This window comes from Arthrobacter sp. StoSoilB22, from assembly GCF_019977315.1.
Classification (GTDB): domain Bacteria; phylum Actinomycetota; class Actinomycetes; order Actinomycetales; family Micrococcaceae; genus Arthrobacter.
Map to the genome: position 1 here is coordinate 4,407,585 of NZ_AP024652.1, position 16,378 is coordinate 4,423,962.

Consider the following 16,378-nt stretch of genomic DNA (forward strand, 5'->3'; position numbering starts at 1 on the left):
AAACACATGCAAAGAAAACGAACTTCACTCATGACGGCGGCCGCCACTGCGCTGTTGATGACGGGCGCGGGGGTGTTGACCGGCGTGGGCACGGCAGTCGCAGCCCAGCCCACCACCGCAGGAAGTACGACGACGGCCTCCGCCTCGCCGGACATCGAGGCGATGATTTCCGGCATGACGCTGGACGAAAAGATCGGCCAGATGACCTGGACCCACGTTTACGGATCGTCGGCCGGCGACACCTCCATGGCGGCGAAGAACCAAGAGCGGTACGGCGTCAATACACCCGCCGAGGTAGTGGAAAAGTACAACCTTGGCGGCGTCCTCTACTTCGCCTGGTCCGGAAACACCAACAACCCCCAGCAGGTTGCGGGTCTCTCCAACGGCTTGCAGCAAACGGCCCTGCGAGAGGACGGGAACGGCATTCCACTAGCCGTCACCATCGACCAGGAAGGCGGTTTGGTTGCCCGCATCGGACCGCCCGCCACGGTGCTCCCGGGCAACATGGCCCTCGGCGCCACGGCTGATGCGAATCTTGCCAAGGCACAAGGTGAAATCCTTGGCTCCGAAATGCGTGCCATGGGTATCAACGTTGACTTCGCACCGGTCCTGGACCTGAACTCCAACCCGGACAACCCTGTCATCGGAATCCGCTCCATGGGCGAGGACCCGGCGCTGGTCAGTGCCCTCGGTGTTGCCCAGATCGACGGCATTCAAGCGCACAACGTAGGTGCGGCCGCCAAGCACTTCCCCGGCCACGGCGACACCTCAGTGGATTCCCACTACGGACTGCCTACCGTCACTTACGATCGCGCAACACTCAATGAGCACCTGAAGCCATTCAAGGCCGCAATTGACGGTGGCGTGGACATGGTCATGACGGCCCACATCATTGTTGAGGCCATCGACGCGGAAATGCCTGGCACCCTGTCCCACAAGGTACTCACCGGTTTGCTTCGCGATGAGATGGGCTTCAAGGGTTTGGTGACAACAGATGCCCTGGATATGGCCGCAATGGCCGCCGAGTGGCCCCAGGAAGAAATCGCCGTCAAGGCCATCCAGGCCGGTTCTGACATCCTCCTCAACTCCCCGGATGTGGACGCGTCGTTCGCTGGGGTTCGCGCCGCCGTCGAGTCCGGTGAAATCACCGAGACCCGCCTGGACGAGTCCGTCCGACGGATCCTCGAATGGAAGGTCAAGCGTGGGGTCTTTGAGCAGCCCCTGGCTGACCCCGCCGCTGTGGACACCGTAGTGGGAAGCGCAGAGAACCTGGCCACGGCCAAGCTGATCTCCGACCACGCCGTCACCTTGGTGCGTAATGAGAACGGGGTTTTGCCGCTCGCTTCGGGCAGCTCAGTGCTCATGGTGGGTGCCGGTTCAGCGTGGCCCGAGCTCGCGGGTCCAATGCTGAAGGATCAGGGATTCACGGTCACTGAAGACTACGAGGATGGGGCCTCGCCCTCCGCGGCTTACCGTGCACGTGCGGTGGCTGCCGCCGGCAACGTCGATGCCGTGGTCTTCGCTTCCTACAACGCCACCGGCAATGCTGCACAGAAACAGATGGTTGCAGAACTCGCGGCCACCGGCACACCGGTGATCGTTGTGGCAACCCGCAATCCCTATGACATCAACGTCTTCCCTGGCGCCGACGCCGTGCTTAACAGTTATGGAGTCAAGGAGGTCAACTTCCACGGTGCTGTCCGCGCCATCTCTGGTGCGGTCAACCCCAGCGGCAAGCTGCCGGTCAACGTTCCCAAGGCCGACGCCAGCGGTGTCCTCTTGCCGTTAGGCTTCGGGCTGAGTTACGAAATGACGACGCCGGCCCCTGTCACCTTCACGGACCGCCCGGGTCACGGGCAGGACGGCTACACCATCCCCTCTGTCCCGGGTGTGGCGTACCTGATTGACGGCAAGGAAGTGGCAGCCGGAAGTTACAGGAAGCCTTCCGGCACTGTGATCGTCACAGCGGAACGGCGGCCCGGGTACGTCTTTACCGACGGTTCTGTCACCCAGTGGACGCACACGTTTACCACTGGGCTCCCCAAGCCCTAGGAAGAGTTACACCACAGTCGAGTTCATCAGTGCGACCGTGATGAGCAGGGCAATCCCGAACATCGGCAGGCAAAGAATGATGTTGGTCCGGCGGTTGTCCCTCATCACGGCCACGAACTCCCGGAGGAAGGCGCTGGGCACAAAGTATCTGGCCGTGGGAGCACCCACAACCTCGGCGTTGATCTTCTGGCGCCGGGACAGGAGCGCGGCGCGGAGCACGTGGTAATTGTTGGTGCATACCAGCACCGGCCCCTGAATGCCCTTATCTGCCAGCAGGGCAACGGAGTACCGCAGGTTTTCGCGGGTGGTGGTGGCCTGGTTCTCTTCCAACACATCCGTGGCCACCGCACCCTTTGCCACCAAGTACTCCTTCATGGCGGCGGACTCGGGCCGGGGTTCGTCCGGGCCTTGGCCTCCGGAAGGCACCAAGACCGGCCTGGCCGGGGTGCCGCCGTCGTAAATTTCCAAAGCCTTGTTCAAGCGGGCGGCGAGCAATGGCGGGACCTTGCCATTGATCAAGCCGGAACCGAGGACAATCACGGCCGCCGGATTGGGGCTGAAAGGCATCCGCGAATACACCAACGCGTACCCCAGGAACACCACGAAGGCGCAGCCCAGGTAGGCGCAGAGGAAGAAGGCGAGGGCGGCGACGCCGGCCAATACCGGCTGCCCGCTCAGCACGAAAAGAAACGCAACCACCGGCGCGAGGAATACCGCAAGCCCCACCGCGATAGGCAGGAAACTGGTGATCCCCGGGCCTTCCCTACGGACCATCGTGGCACCATTCGCGATCAGGAAGCCCGCGAACACAAAGATGCTCACCACCGGGACCACCAGGACCACAAGGTTCAGCCACTCGAACCACGGGTTCAGGTCAATGAGGAACTCCAGCACAGCCTGAAGGAGGAACCACGCCGCCACCAGCAGGAACACGCCGTTGCGAAGCCGCCGCCGATCCGACTGGAAAGAGGCGAGGAAGAGCCCCGAGAAGAGGAGCCCAAGGACCAGGTTCAGCATGATCCAAGCCTATGCGGTACCAGTCAGGCCGATTCCCGGATGACCAGCTCGGTGGGGATGGTGACAGCGGCCGGACGCTTGCCGCTGATGACGTCCAGCAGCAGCCGCACCATTTCCTCGCTGATCCGATCAAAGGGCTGCCTGACCGTGGTGAGCGGAGGGGTCGTCTCCTGGGAGAGCTTAATGTCATCGAAGCCGACGACGGCGACATCACCCGGGATTGTCAGGCCGGCCTCGCGCAACACATCCATGGCGCCGAGTGCCATGAGGTCGTTCGCAGCGAAAACGGCATCGATGTTCTTGGTGCGGCTGAGAAGTTCGCGCATCGCTTTGGCGCCGCTGTCGCGGCTGTAGTCGCCCCGGGCAATGAGCTCCTCATCGATATCCGCACCTTGATCGTCCCGGTACGCTTCGAGTCGCCGCGTACCGCCGGAGGTGTCCGCAGGGCCGGCGATGGTGGCAATCCGCCGCCGGCCGCCGTCGCGCAGGTACTGCAAAACGTCGCGCGCGCCCTCGTAGTCGTCGGCAGCGACGTAACCCATTTTCTTCTCGAAGCCCAAGGGAGCGCCACAGGCGATCGCCGGGACACCCGCGGCAATGATGTCCGCGATGATGCCCTTCCTGCTGCCATGGGAGGAAATGAGGAGGACACCATCAACGTGGCCTGCTGTGAGGAAGTCGGTGGCCCGCCGTTGTTCATCATCGGTGCCGGCCATGATCAGGACCAGCGGGATGTCATGCACAGCCAGAGCGTCCGCTGCGCCGCGCATGAGGACAGCGAAGTTGGGGTCCTCGAAGAGACGTTCCTGGGTCTCAGTGAGCAGGAAAGCCACGGAATTGGCACGATTGGTGGCCAGATTCCTTGCATGCGGGTTGACTCGGTAGCCCGTCTTCTTGATCGCGGCGTTGACGGCTGCCAAGGCTGACGGACTGACCCAATGGCCACCGTTAAGAACCCGGGAAACCGTACCTCGCGATACGCCGGCTTCTGCGGCCACATCGTCGATTTTGGGCCGTGGCCTGGGGGCGGATTGCGTCATGACCCAAAGCCTACCTACCGCTAGGCCTTCACGGCGCCAGCGGCAAGATCCACCTTCCAATAGCGCTGTAGGAGAAGGAACATGATCACCAACGGCACGATGGACAGCAGCGCGCCGGCGAGCACCAGCGTGTACAGGGCGGGCGCTGAAGCGCCTTGGTTCAGCAGACCGTTAAGTCCCACAGTGATCGGGAACAATTGGTCGTCGCCGAGCATGATGTACGGCAGCATGAAGTTGTTCCAGATGGCCACAAACTGGAACAGGAAGATGGTCACCAGGCCCGGGAGCATCATGGGTGCAGCAATGCGGTTGAAGATATACATTTCCTTGGCGCCCTCGGTTCGGGCGGCCTCAATGACATCACCGGGAACGGAGGCCGCGGCGTAGATCCGCGCCAGGTAAATGCCGTACGGGCTGATGATCTGCGGCAAGAGCACCGACCAGTAGGTGTTGGTGAGGCCCGCCTGGGCCAGCATCAGATATTGCGGAATGGCGAGGATAACGCCGGGGACCAGCACACCCATCAGCAGCACCTTGAAGACGCCCGACTTGCCCGGGAAATCGAACTTCGCCAGCACGTAGCCGGAAAGAGCTGAAACCCAGGTGGACACGATCGCGCCGACGCCCGCGTATAGGGCCGTGTTGAGCATCCAGCGCCAAAACAGGCCGTCGCGGTATTCGGTGAGCTCCACAATGTTGTCCCAAAGGTGCGTACTGGGGGCCAAGGTGAAGGTGGAGAACAGCTCAGTGCCGTCCTTGCTCGCGGCAGCCACAACCCAAATCACGGGAAACAGGCAATAGAGCGCGCCGAGGATCAGGATTCCGGTGGAGAGATAGCTGGGCTTTTCCTTGATGAAGTCCGGTTTGGTGGCCTTGCTTCGCTTGGGGTTGGCGCGGCGGTTTGTGGGTGGCGTGGCGAGGGCAGTCACGGTCAGTTCTCCTGTCCGAAGGCCCGCTTCTGCACGATGCGCAGGAACAGGAACGAAATGATGAAGGTTGCCAAGGCGATCACGATGCTGGTGGCAGCAGCAGAGAAGACGTCATTGCGGGTGAAAGCATCCCGGTACACCAGCATGAGCGGAGACCAGCTAGTGGAAAGGCTGTTAGCCAGGGGGCGCAGCGTTGTGGGTTCGGCGAAGACCTGCAGCGTGGCGATCATCGAGAACAACGCTGTCATCACCAGTGAAGGGGCGATGATGGGGATCTTGATCCTGATGGCCGTCTGGATCTCGGAGCAGCCATCCAGCTTTGCGGCCTCGTAGATTTCGCTGGGCACGGCCTTCAGCGAGGTGTATATGACGATCATGTTGAAGCCGACACCACCCCACAGGGCGATGTTGCAGATGGCGAACGTGACCAGGTTGGGATCCAGGAGCGACGGCAATTCCATGCCGAACTGCCTGGCCAGGAAGTGGAACGGACTGACGCCGGGAAGGTACAGGAAACCCCACAACAGCGAGCTGATCACCGCAGGTACCGCGTACGGCAGGAAGATGGCCGTTCGGGAGAAACTGCCGGCCCTTGTCCGCCGCGAATCCAGCAGGAGCGCAAAGAGCAGGGCAAAGCCAAGCATCAGTGGGATGAGAATGAGCCCATAGGTGAGGACGCGCAGGACGCTGCCCAGGAACTCCGGGTCTGATAGCGCGCTGACGTAGTTGTCCAAACCGGCGAACGCCGTGCTTTGTGAACCTTTGCCCAGGCCCAGCCCGCTGACCTTCTTCTTCTGGAAGCTCAGCACCAGGGTGTAAATGATGGGCGCTGCCATGAAGACGAGGAACAGGATGATGCCCGGGGCGAGCATTGCGTAAGGGATGAGCACCCGGGATTTGAAGTTCTGCGACTTCCTCGGGGTTCCGGCTGCAGTATCGGCCGCCGGACCGGGCCTGGTTACGGTCATTGCCACGGGTGCACTTCCTTGTGGTGGATCGAGGTGTGGTGGTTCGAGGTGGGATCAGCGTGTGGGAGGGCGTCTGGCGTCTCGCTTGCGGACGCCCTCCCGCGCTGGAACGGTTGCTGACAACCGTTGCTTGGAGCGGTTACTTGACCGTGAAGCCGGTCTTCTTCAGGTCATCCACGGTGACCTGCTGCATGGTGCTGACTGCGTCCAGGAAGGCACTCTTCTCCTTGGACTGTGCAGCTTTAGCGAACTGGTCGTTGTAGGCGTTGTACGCCACGTTGACGTTAGGGCCGTAAGTGAACGAGCCCACGTTCTGCGCAGCCTCGCCAACAATTTTGTAGAAATCGGGCTGGTTGGAGAAGAACGCAGGAGCCTCAGTTAGTGATGATTCCGCGCCTGCGGTGTCAGCGGGGTAGATGCCCGCTTCCTTGACCAAGGCTTTGATTGCCTCCGGGTCGGTGTTCAGCCACGTGGCGAACTTGGCCGCGGCGTCGAGGTTCTTTGACTGGGAGGTGACGGCAGTAGAAGATCCACCCCAGTTGCCGGTGGACGGCTTGGAAGCATCCCACTGCGGCATAGGTGCGGCCTTCCACAAGCCCGCCGTAGCACCGGCGTTGCCCTCCAGAACACCCGGGCCCCAAGCTGCGCTGAGCCAGCCAACCTGCTTGCCGGTGTTGAGCGCGGTGTTCCACTCCGGTGTGTACATGGGCTTGTTGTCGATGACGCCCTCTTCCACGAGGCCGCCCCAGTATCCGGCCACCTTTTCTGTAGGCTCTTCGGCGATCTTCACGTTCCAGGCGTCACCATCAACACCCCACCAGGAGGCTCCGGCCTGTTGTGCCATGCCGGTAAACCATCCGGCGTCGTTGGAGGAGAACGTTCCCAAGTGGGCCTCGGGGTCAGCTGCATGAACAGTCTTTGCAGCGGCCGCGTACTCATCCCAGGTTTTGGGAACAGCGATGCCCAGCTTCTCAAAGATGTCAGCGCGGTAGTAGAAGACCATGGGGCCGGTGTCCTGCGGAACGGAGTACAGCGCATCGCCGCCCAGCGTCACATCGTTCCAAACGCCATCAGGGAAGTGGCTCTTGGTGTCGTTTGCCACGGTGCCGGATAGGTCTGCGAGCGCATCGGCTGCTACCAGGGTAGGGATTTTCTGGTACTCGGCCTGGATCAGGTCCGGGGCGCCGCTGCCGGCTTTGACGGCGGTGAGCAGCTTGGTGACAGCCGGGTCTCCGCCGTCCTGCTTGTTCACGGTGACGTGGATGGTGGGGTTTTTCTCATTCCAGAGTTCCACCACCTTGTCCAGGTTGGGGGCCCAAGCCCAGTAGGTCAGTTCCACTTTCTGGTTGGGATCGCTGGTGGCCGCGCTTTGGCTGCCTGCCGTGGAACCTCCTGAACAACCTGCGGCGAGCATTGTGGCCGCTGCGAGCATGGCTACGGCGCCTGCACGAAATGACTTGCGCATTTCGTCCTCCTTGTCGAAAAGCTGAATTGTGCTGTGTGGATTCGTCGCTCATCCGAGCGGAAGTTCGGTGTGTGACTGTGAGCGGTTCCAGTTAGTCACAGCTCTGTGATCTATGTCAACACTAAACTTCATCTAGTCAGCGCCTTTAGGGCTGTGATAATACTGGGAGCGCACACAGTTCTAAGGAGACTATTCGATGACAGACGTCCTGCAGGCCCCCGCCGCCCAACGCGCGCCCGCGCCTTGGGTACAGCGACCGGCCGGCCTTTGCTACGGCGGGGACTACAACCCCGAGCAATGGCCCCGTGAGGTCTGGGTGGAAGACATCGCGCTGATGCAGGAGGCCGGGATCAACCTGGTGAGCATCGGCATCTTCTCCTGGGTGTTGCTGGAACCCCGCGAAGGTGAATACGACTTCGAATGGCTGGACGACTTGATGGACCTCCTCGCGCAGGCAGGCATAAGCGTTGACCTTGGAACACCTACGGCGGCACCGCCTGCCTGGTTCTGGAAGAAGTACCCGCATGCGCGCCCCGTGACCCGTGAGGGCGTCACCTTGGGCAACGGATCGCGTGGCATGGCCAGCCCCAGCTCGCCGGAATACCGCCGTGCGGCCACCAATATCACCGAGCAACTGGCACGCCGCTACGCAGCCCACCCCGCGCTGGTTCTTTGGCACGTCCACAATGAATACGGCGCACCGGTCAGTGAGTCCTACGACGAGCAGTCCGTCCTGGCGTTCCGCGACTGGCTCCGCAACCGTTATGGCACTTTGGACGCTCTGAACCAGGCTTGGGGCACCCTTTTCTGGGGGCAGAAGTACGGCGAGTGGGATGAGATTGACGCACCCAGGCTTTCGGCCAGCGTCAGTAACCAGGCACAGCGGCTCGACTTCCGCCGGTTCACCTCGGACGCCATGCTGCAGTGCTTCACTGCCGAGCGCGATGTCATCAAGAAGTACACGCCTGATCTCCCTGTGACCACCAACTTCATGGCCACCAACTGCCTTTCAGCCGACTATTGGGCCTGGGCCAAGGAGGTGGACATCGTTGCGAACGACCACTACCTGGTTGCGCAGCGCGCAGACAACCACGTTCTCCTCGCCATGGATGCCGACCTCACCCGTTCCTTGGCAGGCAACCGTCCCTGGATGCTGATGGAACACTCCACCGGAGCCGTGAACTGGCAGGGCCGGAACATTGCCAAGCGGCCCGGGGAATTGGCCCGCAACAGCGTGTCCCACCTGGCACGCGGGGCAGACGCCATCATGTTCTTCCAGTTCCGGGCCTCCCGCTATGGCGCTGAAAAGTTCCACTCCGCCATGCTCCCGCATGCCGGTACCGGCACCCGGATCTGGCGGGAGGTCCTTGACCTGGGCGACGACCTCAGGAAACTCGCCCCCGTGAAGGGCTCCACCGTGGATTCGCGGGTGGCCATCCTCTGGGACGTGGAGTCGTTCTGGGCGCAGGATCTGGAATGGCGGCCCAGCAGCGACCTTGACCACCGCGAGCGGATCGAGTCGTTTTACTCCGTCCTGTGGAACCGCGGGATCAGCGTGGACTTCGCCCACCCCGAAGCCGACCTCTCCGGTTACGACCTGGTTCTCGCCCCGGCGCTTTACCTGGTGGGCGACAAGGCAGCAGCGAACATCAGCCGCTACGTCCACGACGGCGGGCACCTGATGGTGTCCTATTTCTCCGGAATCGTGGATGCCAACGACACCGTCCCGGCGGGCGCTTCCCCGGGTGGCCTCCGTGAAGTTCTCGGTTTGGAGATTCACGAATTCCTGCCCTTGCGGGAGCACGAGATCGTCTCCTTGGGTAACGGCGCCACCGGAACGGTGTGGTCCGAGGAAATCCACGCCACCACTGCCACCGTACTCAGCCGCTACACCAACGGCCCCGCCGCTTCCGGTCCCGCGATCACGCGCAACGAGTTCGGCAACGGCACCGCTTGGTACATCTCTACAAAGCTCGACGGCGGCCACCTCGCTGACGTCGTACTTGACGCCGTGAATGCTGCAGGAATTGAACCCGGACTTCAACCGCCCGCCGGGCTGGAGGTAGCTTCGCGCCATTCAGAAGAAGGCACCTTCACCTTTCTCATCAACCACACCGACGCCGACGCCGAGTACACGGCGAGCGGACTAAACCTGCTCTCCGGAGAGGATGTCAGCGGAACAGCACACGTTCCGGCCGGCACCATCTGCGTGGTCCACACCCCAGCGGAAAGGCACTGACCCCGTTGACACCGAGCCGCCGGCCCGGACCGATTACGGTCCGGGCCGGCGTTCCACCCCCGCGGGCTGCCACCCGCCGTCGAGCTGGTCCTCACCCTCAGGGCCCGTGGTAGATTCGATAGGCGAAAACGCGCAAAAAGGGGTTGATCATGAGCGACGCAAGGACATCCCGGGCGCGGTATTTGAATGCCGTTGCTACCTCGCTGCTGCTGGTCACCGTCACTGGCGGGCTCGCTGCGTGCCGCGACGAGAAGAAGCCCACGCCCCCTTATCCGGCAGTCGAATGGCAAGGAACTGCGCCCAACGCGGCCATAGAAGCCGATCCCTGGGTCATGGCAGCCCGCAAGTCACTCGAGGCCCAGGCCGTCGCACAGAATTTTACGGATTTCACGTTGCCCCAACTGGTGGAGACCACAGGCCTGGATCTCCGAATTCGCCTTTCCAGGCACCCCTTGAACGATGTTGAGCAGAAACGACGCCCGGACATCCGCCCAGGGCCCGATCCCTTCCTCCCCATGGAGGTCAAACCGGGCCCGACTGCCGGCACTGCCGAGGTCCGCGGTTGCGTGGTGCGTTGGGCGTCCGAAACAGGCGACGTGCCGGATGAACTGAATGCCACCGGCGTGATGTTCCGAATGGAACACCTCGAGGCAGGGCAACTGCGGATCAGAAGCGTGGTGACACTTCCCCAACAGGACTGCAGTGCAGCGAAGCCACCCGTGGCCCTGTTCGCACCTGCTCCGGAGCCGTCCGACATCACCGACGCCCAGGATATTGTCCGGGCCGCACGAGCTGACATCGACCCTCCGGCGATGCCCTGAGTACGTAGGCCCTGGCTGCAACGAGGTCGTCCTAACCATGCCGGTTCCCCACTAAGCTGGTTCAATGAGCTCGGGCCCGTGTTCTGCTACACGCCGACGCAGTTCGCCCCTGGAGCAGCCTGTACTCGTTACGCCCCCTTACAGGCTCCGCCCATTTACGGCAGCCGATGTTCCTGTGATCCAGGAAGCCTCGAGCGATCCACTCATTCCTGCCATCACGACAGTTCCCGCCAGCGGTTCACGCCAGTCAGCTCTGGCCTTCATCGAAAGACAGCACCAACGCTTAGTTGATGGCACCGGGTACTCCTTCGCTATTGCTGATGCCTCCTCTGATCAGGCGGTTGGCCAAATCGGGCTGTGGCTGAAGAACCTCAGCCAAGGCCGGGCGAGCATTGGCTATTGGGTGGCGCCAAGTCATCGGGGGAATGGAGCTGCTTCCTCTGCTTTAGGTGCCCTCGCCGCCTGGGGTCTTGCGCAACCCGGGATTCATCGATTGGAACTCTACGTCGAGCCTTGGAATGAGGGCTCCTGGCGCGCAGCCGAGCGCAGCGGGTTCGTACGGGAAGGGACGATGAGGAGCTGGCTGGAGATTGGCGGCCAGCGCAAGGACATGTACATGTACTCGCGCCTTCCCGCTCGCTAGAAATCACGCTACGGGACACTGTCGGGCCGGAAGTGTCAGCGACGTGTTGAGGCCGCTTATCGTGGGCTGGTACTTGGATTGGTCCTCCACAGAGAAGGAGAACTGTGTCTGTCATCGACACTTGGAAGAAGGTCCGAACGACCACCGCCTACAAAGGCTTCGTGACGATCAACCGTGAAACCTATGAAGAACCAAATGGAGCGGTGACCGACTGGGATGTCATTGCCAGTCGCGACTCTGCGGCGACCCTTGCCTTCACTCCTGCAGCAAGTCACGTCGTCCTTTTCGAACAGTTCCGTGTGGGGCCCGAGAAAGCACTACTGGAACTCCCCGGCGGATACCTCAACGCCGACGAGCAACCCGCGGATGCAGCTCTTCGAGAGCTACGAGAAGAAACCGGCTACCACTCAGAATCAACCTTCTACGCTGGCTCAGAGTGGTGGGCTGCGAACTCGTCACGACGCAAACATCTTGTAATAGCCGCCAACGCATCGGAAAGATTTGACGCGGCCTGGGACGAGTCTGAATCCGGAGAGGTCCGCCTTCTTCCCATCTCGGAACTCATGGATTTTCTGGTCAGCGGTGAACTCACCGACGCAGGTCTGGCCTGCCGCGGCTTGGCAGCTCTCGCCCGCAGCAATCCCGATAACGAACTGCTCACAGATCTACGTGACTGCATCCGCAAACTCCTACTGACCCACTAGCGACTGCCGTGGCAAAGTTGTGGTCAGCTTCGGCCTATAGGAGCCGAGCCTCACGGCGGTCCGGTGAAGCATCCCGCCGGACGGAAGGAGGCCTGTGCACGGCACTTTGATCATTCGTGCAGAGGACTTCTACAACTGACAACCAGCAGTCGGCCTTCGCGTAATATTTCCGTCCCAGATGTTGTTCCAAATCATCTGCCGTGGACAGCAGTCACAAAGACAACTTCCGGGACAGTTACCTCTGTGGCTCAGGAATCCATACCGAGGTATCGGTAGACGGTGGCGCGGCTGGCTCCGATGATCTTTCCGATATCCGATGGCTTGAGGCCCCGGGCTTTCAGTTCATGTGCTCTCTTGACCTTCTCGTGGTCTGTCGTGATTTCCCGGCGTCCTGCTTTGCGTCCGTTAGCAGCTGCAGCCGCCATGCCAGCCTTGGTGCGCTCGGAAAGCCGGTCTCGTCGCGGCTCGGCGGGGGAGTAGCTGCTATTTTTCGGGCAATACCCCCAGGGGGTACTTGACTCAATACCCCCTGCGGGTATAGTTTCAAGGCATGAGCACGCCAGACCTGAGCATGAGCCACCCCAATGCACCCATCATCGAGGTGGACCTGGAGCACGCCGCTCCCCACGGGTACACCAGCAATAAGGACGCCTACCTCAAACGCCTGAAACGGATTGAGGGCCAGGTCCGCGGGATTGCGCGCATGGTGGAGGATGACAAATACTGCATCGACATCCTGACCCAGATAGCCGCCGCCACCAAGGCCCTTCACGCCGTCAGCCTGGGACTCGTTGAGGAGCACATCGGCCACTGCGTCGTGGGGGCCGCCTCCGAGCCCGACCCCGAAACCCGCGCCGAACAGATCGACGCCAAAGTGAAGGAGGCCACCGATGCCATCGGGCGCCTGCTGCGGTAATTCAGCCACTAAGCACCACACTATTCAACTCATCACCAAGGAGACCCCCATGAGCCAGAGCATCCACACCAACGTCAACGTTTCCGGCATGACGTGCGGTCACTGCGTCTCCAGCGTGAGCGAAGAACTCGAGTCACTCAACGGTGTCGAAAACGTTGCAGTGGACCTAAATCCCGGCGGCCTGTCAACCGTGACCATCACATCAACCAAGGAGCTTTCGCCGTCCGAAATCGGCGAGGCCGTGGCAGAAGCCGGCTACCTGGTGGTAGCCAACGAAGCTTAGGAGTCCTCTTGAGTAGCCAGGAGACTTTCAACCAACCCGCACAAAGGGTCATCGAACTGGGCATCGAGGGCATGACCTGCGCCTCGTGCGTCAATCGAGTGGAACGAAAACTGGGCAAACTCGAGGGTGTGGAGGCCAGCGTCAACCTGCCCCTCGAATCAGCCCACGTCACAGTCCCGGCAACCGTGACAGACCAGCAAATCGTGGACACCGTCAACGCGACGGGTTACAAAGCCACCATCCGCCACACCCCAGCTCCAAACCCCCGAGAAATCCCCGGACACACTCCCCCTCATCACACCCACGAACACGGCGATGATGTGCTTGAGCCTGCCGGACCTGAACGCGAGCATGGCGGCGACGCCGGCGGCATGCGGCAGCATGCGTCTAAGGGAGGCACGACCGAGCATGCCGAGCATGGCGCCGGCGTTGCCGCGCTCACGGAGCATGCCGAGCATGGCGCCAGCGGCGCCGCGCATATGGATCACGAGAACCACATGGCTCACGGCCCCGCCGCCTCCACGCTCCGCCCACGCTTGATCGCCGCTGCCATTCTGACCGTGCCGGTCTTCGCGATCTCCATGATTCCCGCCCTCCAGTTCGCCAACTGGGGATGGGTTGCCGCGGTACTCGCCTTGCCTGTGGTGAGCTGGGCGGCCTGGCCTTTCCACCGTGCAGCGGCCGTCAATGCCCGGCATCTCGCTTCCACCATGGATACCCTCGTCTCCATCGGTGTGATTGCCGCGTACCTTTACTCGGCGTGGCAACTGTTCGCCGATCCCCGTATGACGGAACACCCCGGCATGGAAAGCATGTCCGGCGGAGGCCTCTACTTTGAGGTGGCTGCCGTAGTCACAACTTTCCTGCTTCTGGGCCGCTACCTTGAAGCGAACGCCAAGGCCAAGGCCGGTAACGCGCTCAAAGCGCTGCTGAACCTTGGCGCCAAGGACGCAACCATCCTTGTGGACGGCGTTGAGGAGAAGATCCCGGCGGATCAACTCCTTGTGGGGGACGTCATCGTCGTCCGCCCTGGTGAGAAGATCGCCACCGACGGCGTGGTCACGGACGGCGCGTCCGCCGTCGACGCCTCGCTGGTCACCGGAGAATCGGTGCCGGTGGAGGTTGGGCCGGGCAGTCTGGTGACGGGCGCTACCATCAACACTTCCGGTCGGCTCTTGGTCCGCGCCACCCGCGTGGGATCGGACACGACCCTCGCTCAGATGGGCCGGCTGGTCAGCCAAGCGCAGACAGGAAAGGCGCCCATTGCACGGCTCGCTGACAGGATCAGCTCTGTCTTCGTTCCAATTGTGCTGATCATCGCCCTGATCACGTTCCTTGTATGGCTGTTCTTCTCGGGCGACCTCAACGCAGCCTTCACCGCAGCCGTTGCGGTTCTGGTGATCGCGTGCCCCTGCGCCCTGGGCCTGGCAACTCCGGTGGGGCTGCTGACGGGGACGGGACGCGGAGCTCAACTGGGCATCCTCATTAAGGGCCCACAGGTTCTTGAGGACACCCGCCACGTGGACACCATCTTGCTGGACAAGACGGGTACTGTCACCAGCGGGAAGCTCGCCGTGGACCACACGGTTGGCCTGAACGGCTACGCTCCGGCAGCCGTTCTGACCCTGGCTGGGGCTGTCGAATCGGCCTCCGAGCATCCGATCGCGCACGCCATTGCGGCCGCCGCCGAGGATGCGATGCCCGACGCCGGGACCCTCCCGGGTGTCGAAGGCTTCAGTTCCGCTCCGGGCGGCGGTGTAAGGGGCACCGTCTCACTTGACGGAGTCTCCAAGACCGTAGTTGTCGGACGTTCCGGCTGGTTGGAGGAGAACGGCATTCCGCTCGATTCAAGCCAACGCGAGGCCCTGGCGGCAGAGGAAAACGGTGGTGCCACAGCCATCTGGGTTGCAGTGGACGGTGAGGCTGCAGGGATCGTGAGCCTGCGGGACACCATCAAGCCCGGCTCGGCAGCAGCAATCCAGAAGTTGAAGGACTTGGGCATCCGTCCCATCCTGCTGACCGGCGACAATGCCGCAGTGGCCGCCCAAGTGGCTGCCGCCGTCGGAATTTCACCGGAAGATGTCTTCGCCGGCGTACTTCCGGAGGGCAAAGTTGAGGCGGTTCGGAAGCTGCAGGCTTCCGGGGCCACTGTTGCCATGGCCGGTGACGGCGTGAACGATGCCGCAGCCCTGGCCCAATCGGACCTTGGTATAGCAATGGGATCGGGGACCGATGTTGCCATCGAAGCCTCGGACTTGACGGTCATGGGCAGTGATCTTGGTCAGCTGGTGCAGGCGATTGAACTATCGCGCAAGACCCTGTCCACCATCAAGACCAACTTGTTCTGGGCGTTCTTCTACAACGCGATTGGCATCCCGGTGGCAGCACTTGGGTTCCTGAATCCGATGATCGCCGGCGCGGCAATGGCGGCCAGCTCTGTGCTGGTGGTTGCCAACTCGCTGAGGCTGCGCTCGTTCGGGAAGTAGACCCAACCAACTGGGCAGTTGTGGGTGTTCAGGAACGTCTGGTCACCCACCACTGCCTTGCGGCTCGAGCTGCGGCTAGGCAGCCCCAAACCGGACGGCGGCCCGGGCCTTCGCCTTGGCGGCTTCCTCGTCGCGATTCTTCGCCGGCGCATGGCTCACCAGGGAGTCAAGGAGATGCTGCGTAATATGCGCGATCTCGTGGACGGCCTCCGCGAAGGCTTCCTCGTTGGCCTTGGAGGGCTTGGTGGATCCGCTGATTTTGCGCACGTATTGCAGGGCAGCGGCCTCCACTTCGGCGCTCGTGGCGTGCGGTTCGAAGTTATGCAGGGTCCTGATATTGCGGCACATAACCCCATGCTAACTATGGGCAGTGCTACATGGGGAGGGGTGCCCATCGACGGTTTTTGCATTCCCGGGATAGGTTTTAGTTATTGGATCTTCCGGATGAGCCGGAGGCCGCTGGGGATGCCGAAGAGCTCGGGTCCGAAAAATGAAGGAGAATCTCATGGCTATTTGGGGTGCAGATGTTGATCAGCTTCGTCAGCTCGGTAACAAGCTGAAGGCTGGTGCTGAGAACATCGAGCAGCAGCGTTCACAGCTCAAGGGCGCACTTGACGGCACCGACTGGAAGGGCCCGGACGCTGACAAGTTCCGCGGCGAGTGGGACAGCCAGCACGCTTCGAACCTGAAGAAGGTTGCCGACGCACTTCGCGAAGCCGGCGATCGCGCTCAGAAGAACGCTGAGCAGCAGCAGCAGGCCTCCAACTAAGACAGTTGGGAAGAATGCCCGGACGCACAGCGTCCGGGCATTCTCT

At 62.0% G+C, this 16,378-nt stretch carries 16 protein-coding genes; 9 read left to right on the forward strand and 7 right to left on the reverse strand.

The window, feature by feature from the left end; translation table 11 throughout:
* Positions 1–30 precede the first annotated feature (30 nt).
* The gene (locus LDN70_RS20450) at positions 31–2,052 is read left to right on the forward strand and encodes a glycoside hydrolase family 3 protein (protein ID WP_223941260.1); all 2,022 of its coding nucleotides are present in this window, start codon (positions 31–33) and stop codon (positions 2,050–2,052) included.
* 6 nt (positions 2,053–2,058) lie between these two features.
* Here LDN70_RS20450 and LDN70_RS20455 read toward each other — a convergent pair whose 3' ends face one another.
* The 5 genes from LDN70_RS20455 to LDN70_RS20475 all read right to left on the reverse strand — a co-directional run bounded on the left by LDN70_RS20455 (position 2,059) and on the right by LDN70_RS20475 (position 7,471).
* Complete coding sequence (locus LDN70_RS20455) at positions 2,059–3,069, reverse strand: YdcF family protein (RefSeq protein ID WP_223941261.1); 1,011 nt, start codon at positions 3,067–3,069, stop codon at positions 2,059–2,061.
* Positions 3,070–3,092: 23 nt separating this feature from the next.
* Positions 3,093–4,109, reverse strand: coding sequence for a LacI family DNA-binding transcriptional regulator (locus LDN70_RS20460; protein WP_223941262.1), 1,017 nt, complete (start codon positions 4,107–4,109; stop codon positions 3,093–3,095).
* A gap of 20 nt (positions 4,110–4,129) precedes the next feature.
* Positions 4,130–5,038 (reverse strand): carbohydrate ABC transporter permease, encoded by a 909-nt coding sequence (locus LDN70_RS20465; protein ID WP_142937402.1) that lies wholly within the window; start codon positions 5,036–5,038, stop codon positions 4,130–4,132.
* A gap of 2 nt (positions 5,039–5,040) precedes the next feature.
* On the reverse strand, positions 5,041–6,006 hold the full coding sequence (locus LDN70_RS20470; protein ID WP_166841999.1) for a carbohydrate ABC transporter permease: 966 nt from the start codon (positions 6,004–6,006) through the stop codon (positions 5,041–5,043).
* 139 nt (positions 6,007–6,145) lie between these two features.
* Complete coding sequence (locus tag LDN70_RS20475) at positions 6,146–7,471, reverse strand: ABC transporter substrate-binding protein (RefSeq protein WP_223941263.1); 1,326 nt, start codon at positions 7,469–7,471, stop codon at positions 6,146–6,148.
* A gap of 196 nt (positions 7,472–7,667) precedes the next feature.
* Between LDN70_RS20475 and LDN70_RS20480 the strand changes: the two genes are divergently transcribed.
* The 4 genes from LDN70_RS20480 to LDN70_RS20495 all read left to right on the forward strand — a co-directional run bounded on the left by LDN70_RS20480 (position 7,668) and on the right by LDN70_RS20495 (position 11,878).
* Complete coding sequence (locus LDN70_RS20480) at positions 7,668–9,710, forward strand: beta-galactosidase (RefSeq protein WP_223941264.1); 2,043 nt, start codon at positions 7,668–7,670, stop codon at positions 9,708–9,710.
* A gap of 149 nt (positions 9,711–9,859) precedes the next feature.
* Positions 9,860–10,531, forward strand: coding sequence for a hypothetical protein (locus LDN70_RS20485; protein WP_223941265.1), 672 nt, complete (start codon positions 9,860–9,862; stop codon positions 10,529–10,531).
* A 64-nt stretch (positions 10,532–10,595) separates the two neighbouring features.
* A complete protein-coding gene (locus LDN70_RS20490) occupies positions 10,596–11,174 on the forward strand; it encodes a GNAT family N-acetyltransferase (protein ID WP_223941266.1) in 579 nt (192 codons plus the stop codon).
* Between the two features lie 104 nt (positions 11,175–11,278).
* Positions 11,279–11,878, forward strand: a complete 600-nt coding sequence (locus LDN70_RS20495) for an NUDIX hydrolase (protein ID WP_160147624.1) — start codon at positions 11,279–11,281, stop codon at positions 11,876–11,878.
* A gap of 248 nt (positions 11,879–12,126) precedes the next feature.
* On the opposite strand, the gene LDN70_RS20500 is transcribed toward LDN70_RS20495, so the two are convergent.
* On the reverse strand, positions 12,127–12,303 hold the full coding sequence (locus LDN70_RS20500; protein WP_223941267.1) for a helix-turn-helix domain-containing protein: 177 nt from the start codon (positions 12,301–12,303) through the stop codon (positions 12,127–12,129).
* Between the two features lie 125 nt (positions 12,304–12,428).
* Here LDN70_RS20500 and LDN70_RS20505 point away from each other — a divergent pair, with 125 nt between their 5' ends.
* Genes LDN70_RS20505 through LDN70_RS20515 form a run of 3 tightly spaced genes read left to right on the forward strand, consistent with a single transcriptional unit; the run spans position 12,429 to position 15,563 of the window.
* Positions 12,429–12,794: a metal-sensitive transcriptional regulator gene (locus LDN70_RS20505; RefSeq protein ID WP_223941268.1), complete on the forward strand. Its 366-nt coding sequence runs from the start codon at positions 12,429–12,431 to the stop codon at positions 12,792–12,794.
* A 49-nt stretch (positions 12,795–12,843) separates the two neighbouring features.
* A complete protein-coding gene (locus LDN70_RS20510) occupies positions 12,844–13,077 on the forward strand; it encodes a heavy-metal-associated domain-containing protein (RefSeq protein ID WP_166841935.1) in 234 nt (77 codons plus the stop codon).
* Positions 13,078–13,085: 8 nt separating this feature from the next.
* Positions 13,086–15,563 (forward strand): heavy metal translocating P-type ATPase, encoded by a 2,478-nt coding sequence (locus tag LDN70_RS20515; RefSeq protein WP_223941269.1) that lies wholly within the window; start codon positions 13,086–13,088, stop codon positions 15,561–15,563.
* A 75-nt stretch (positions 15,564–15,638) separates the two neighbouring features.
* Here LDN70_RS20515 and LDN70_RS20520 read toward each other — a convergent pair whose 3' ends face one another.
* Complete coding sequence (locus tag LDN70_RS20520; RefSeq protein WP_024818746.1) at positions 15,639–15,911, reverse strand: DUF2277 domain-containing protein; 273 nt, start codon at positions 15,909–15,911, stop codon at positions 15,639–15,641.
* A gap of 157 nt (positions 15,912–16,068) precedes the next feature.
* Here LDN70_RS20520 and LDN70_RS20525 point away from each other — a divergent pair, with 157 nt between their 5' ends.
* Positions 16,069–16,332, forward strand: coding sequence for a WXG100 family type VII secretion target (locus LDN70_RS20525; RefSeq protein ID WP_011776688.1), 264 nt, complete (start codon positions 16,069–16,071; stop codon positions 16,330–16,332).
* The last annotated feature ends 46 nt before the right edge of the window (positions 16,333–16,378 follow it).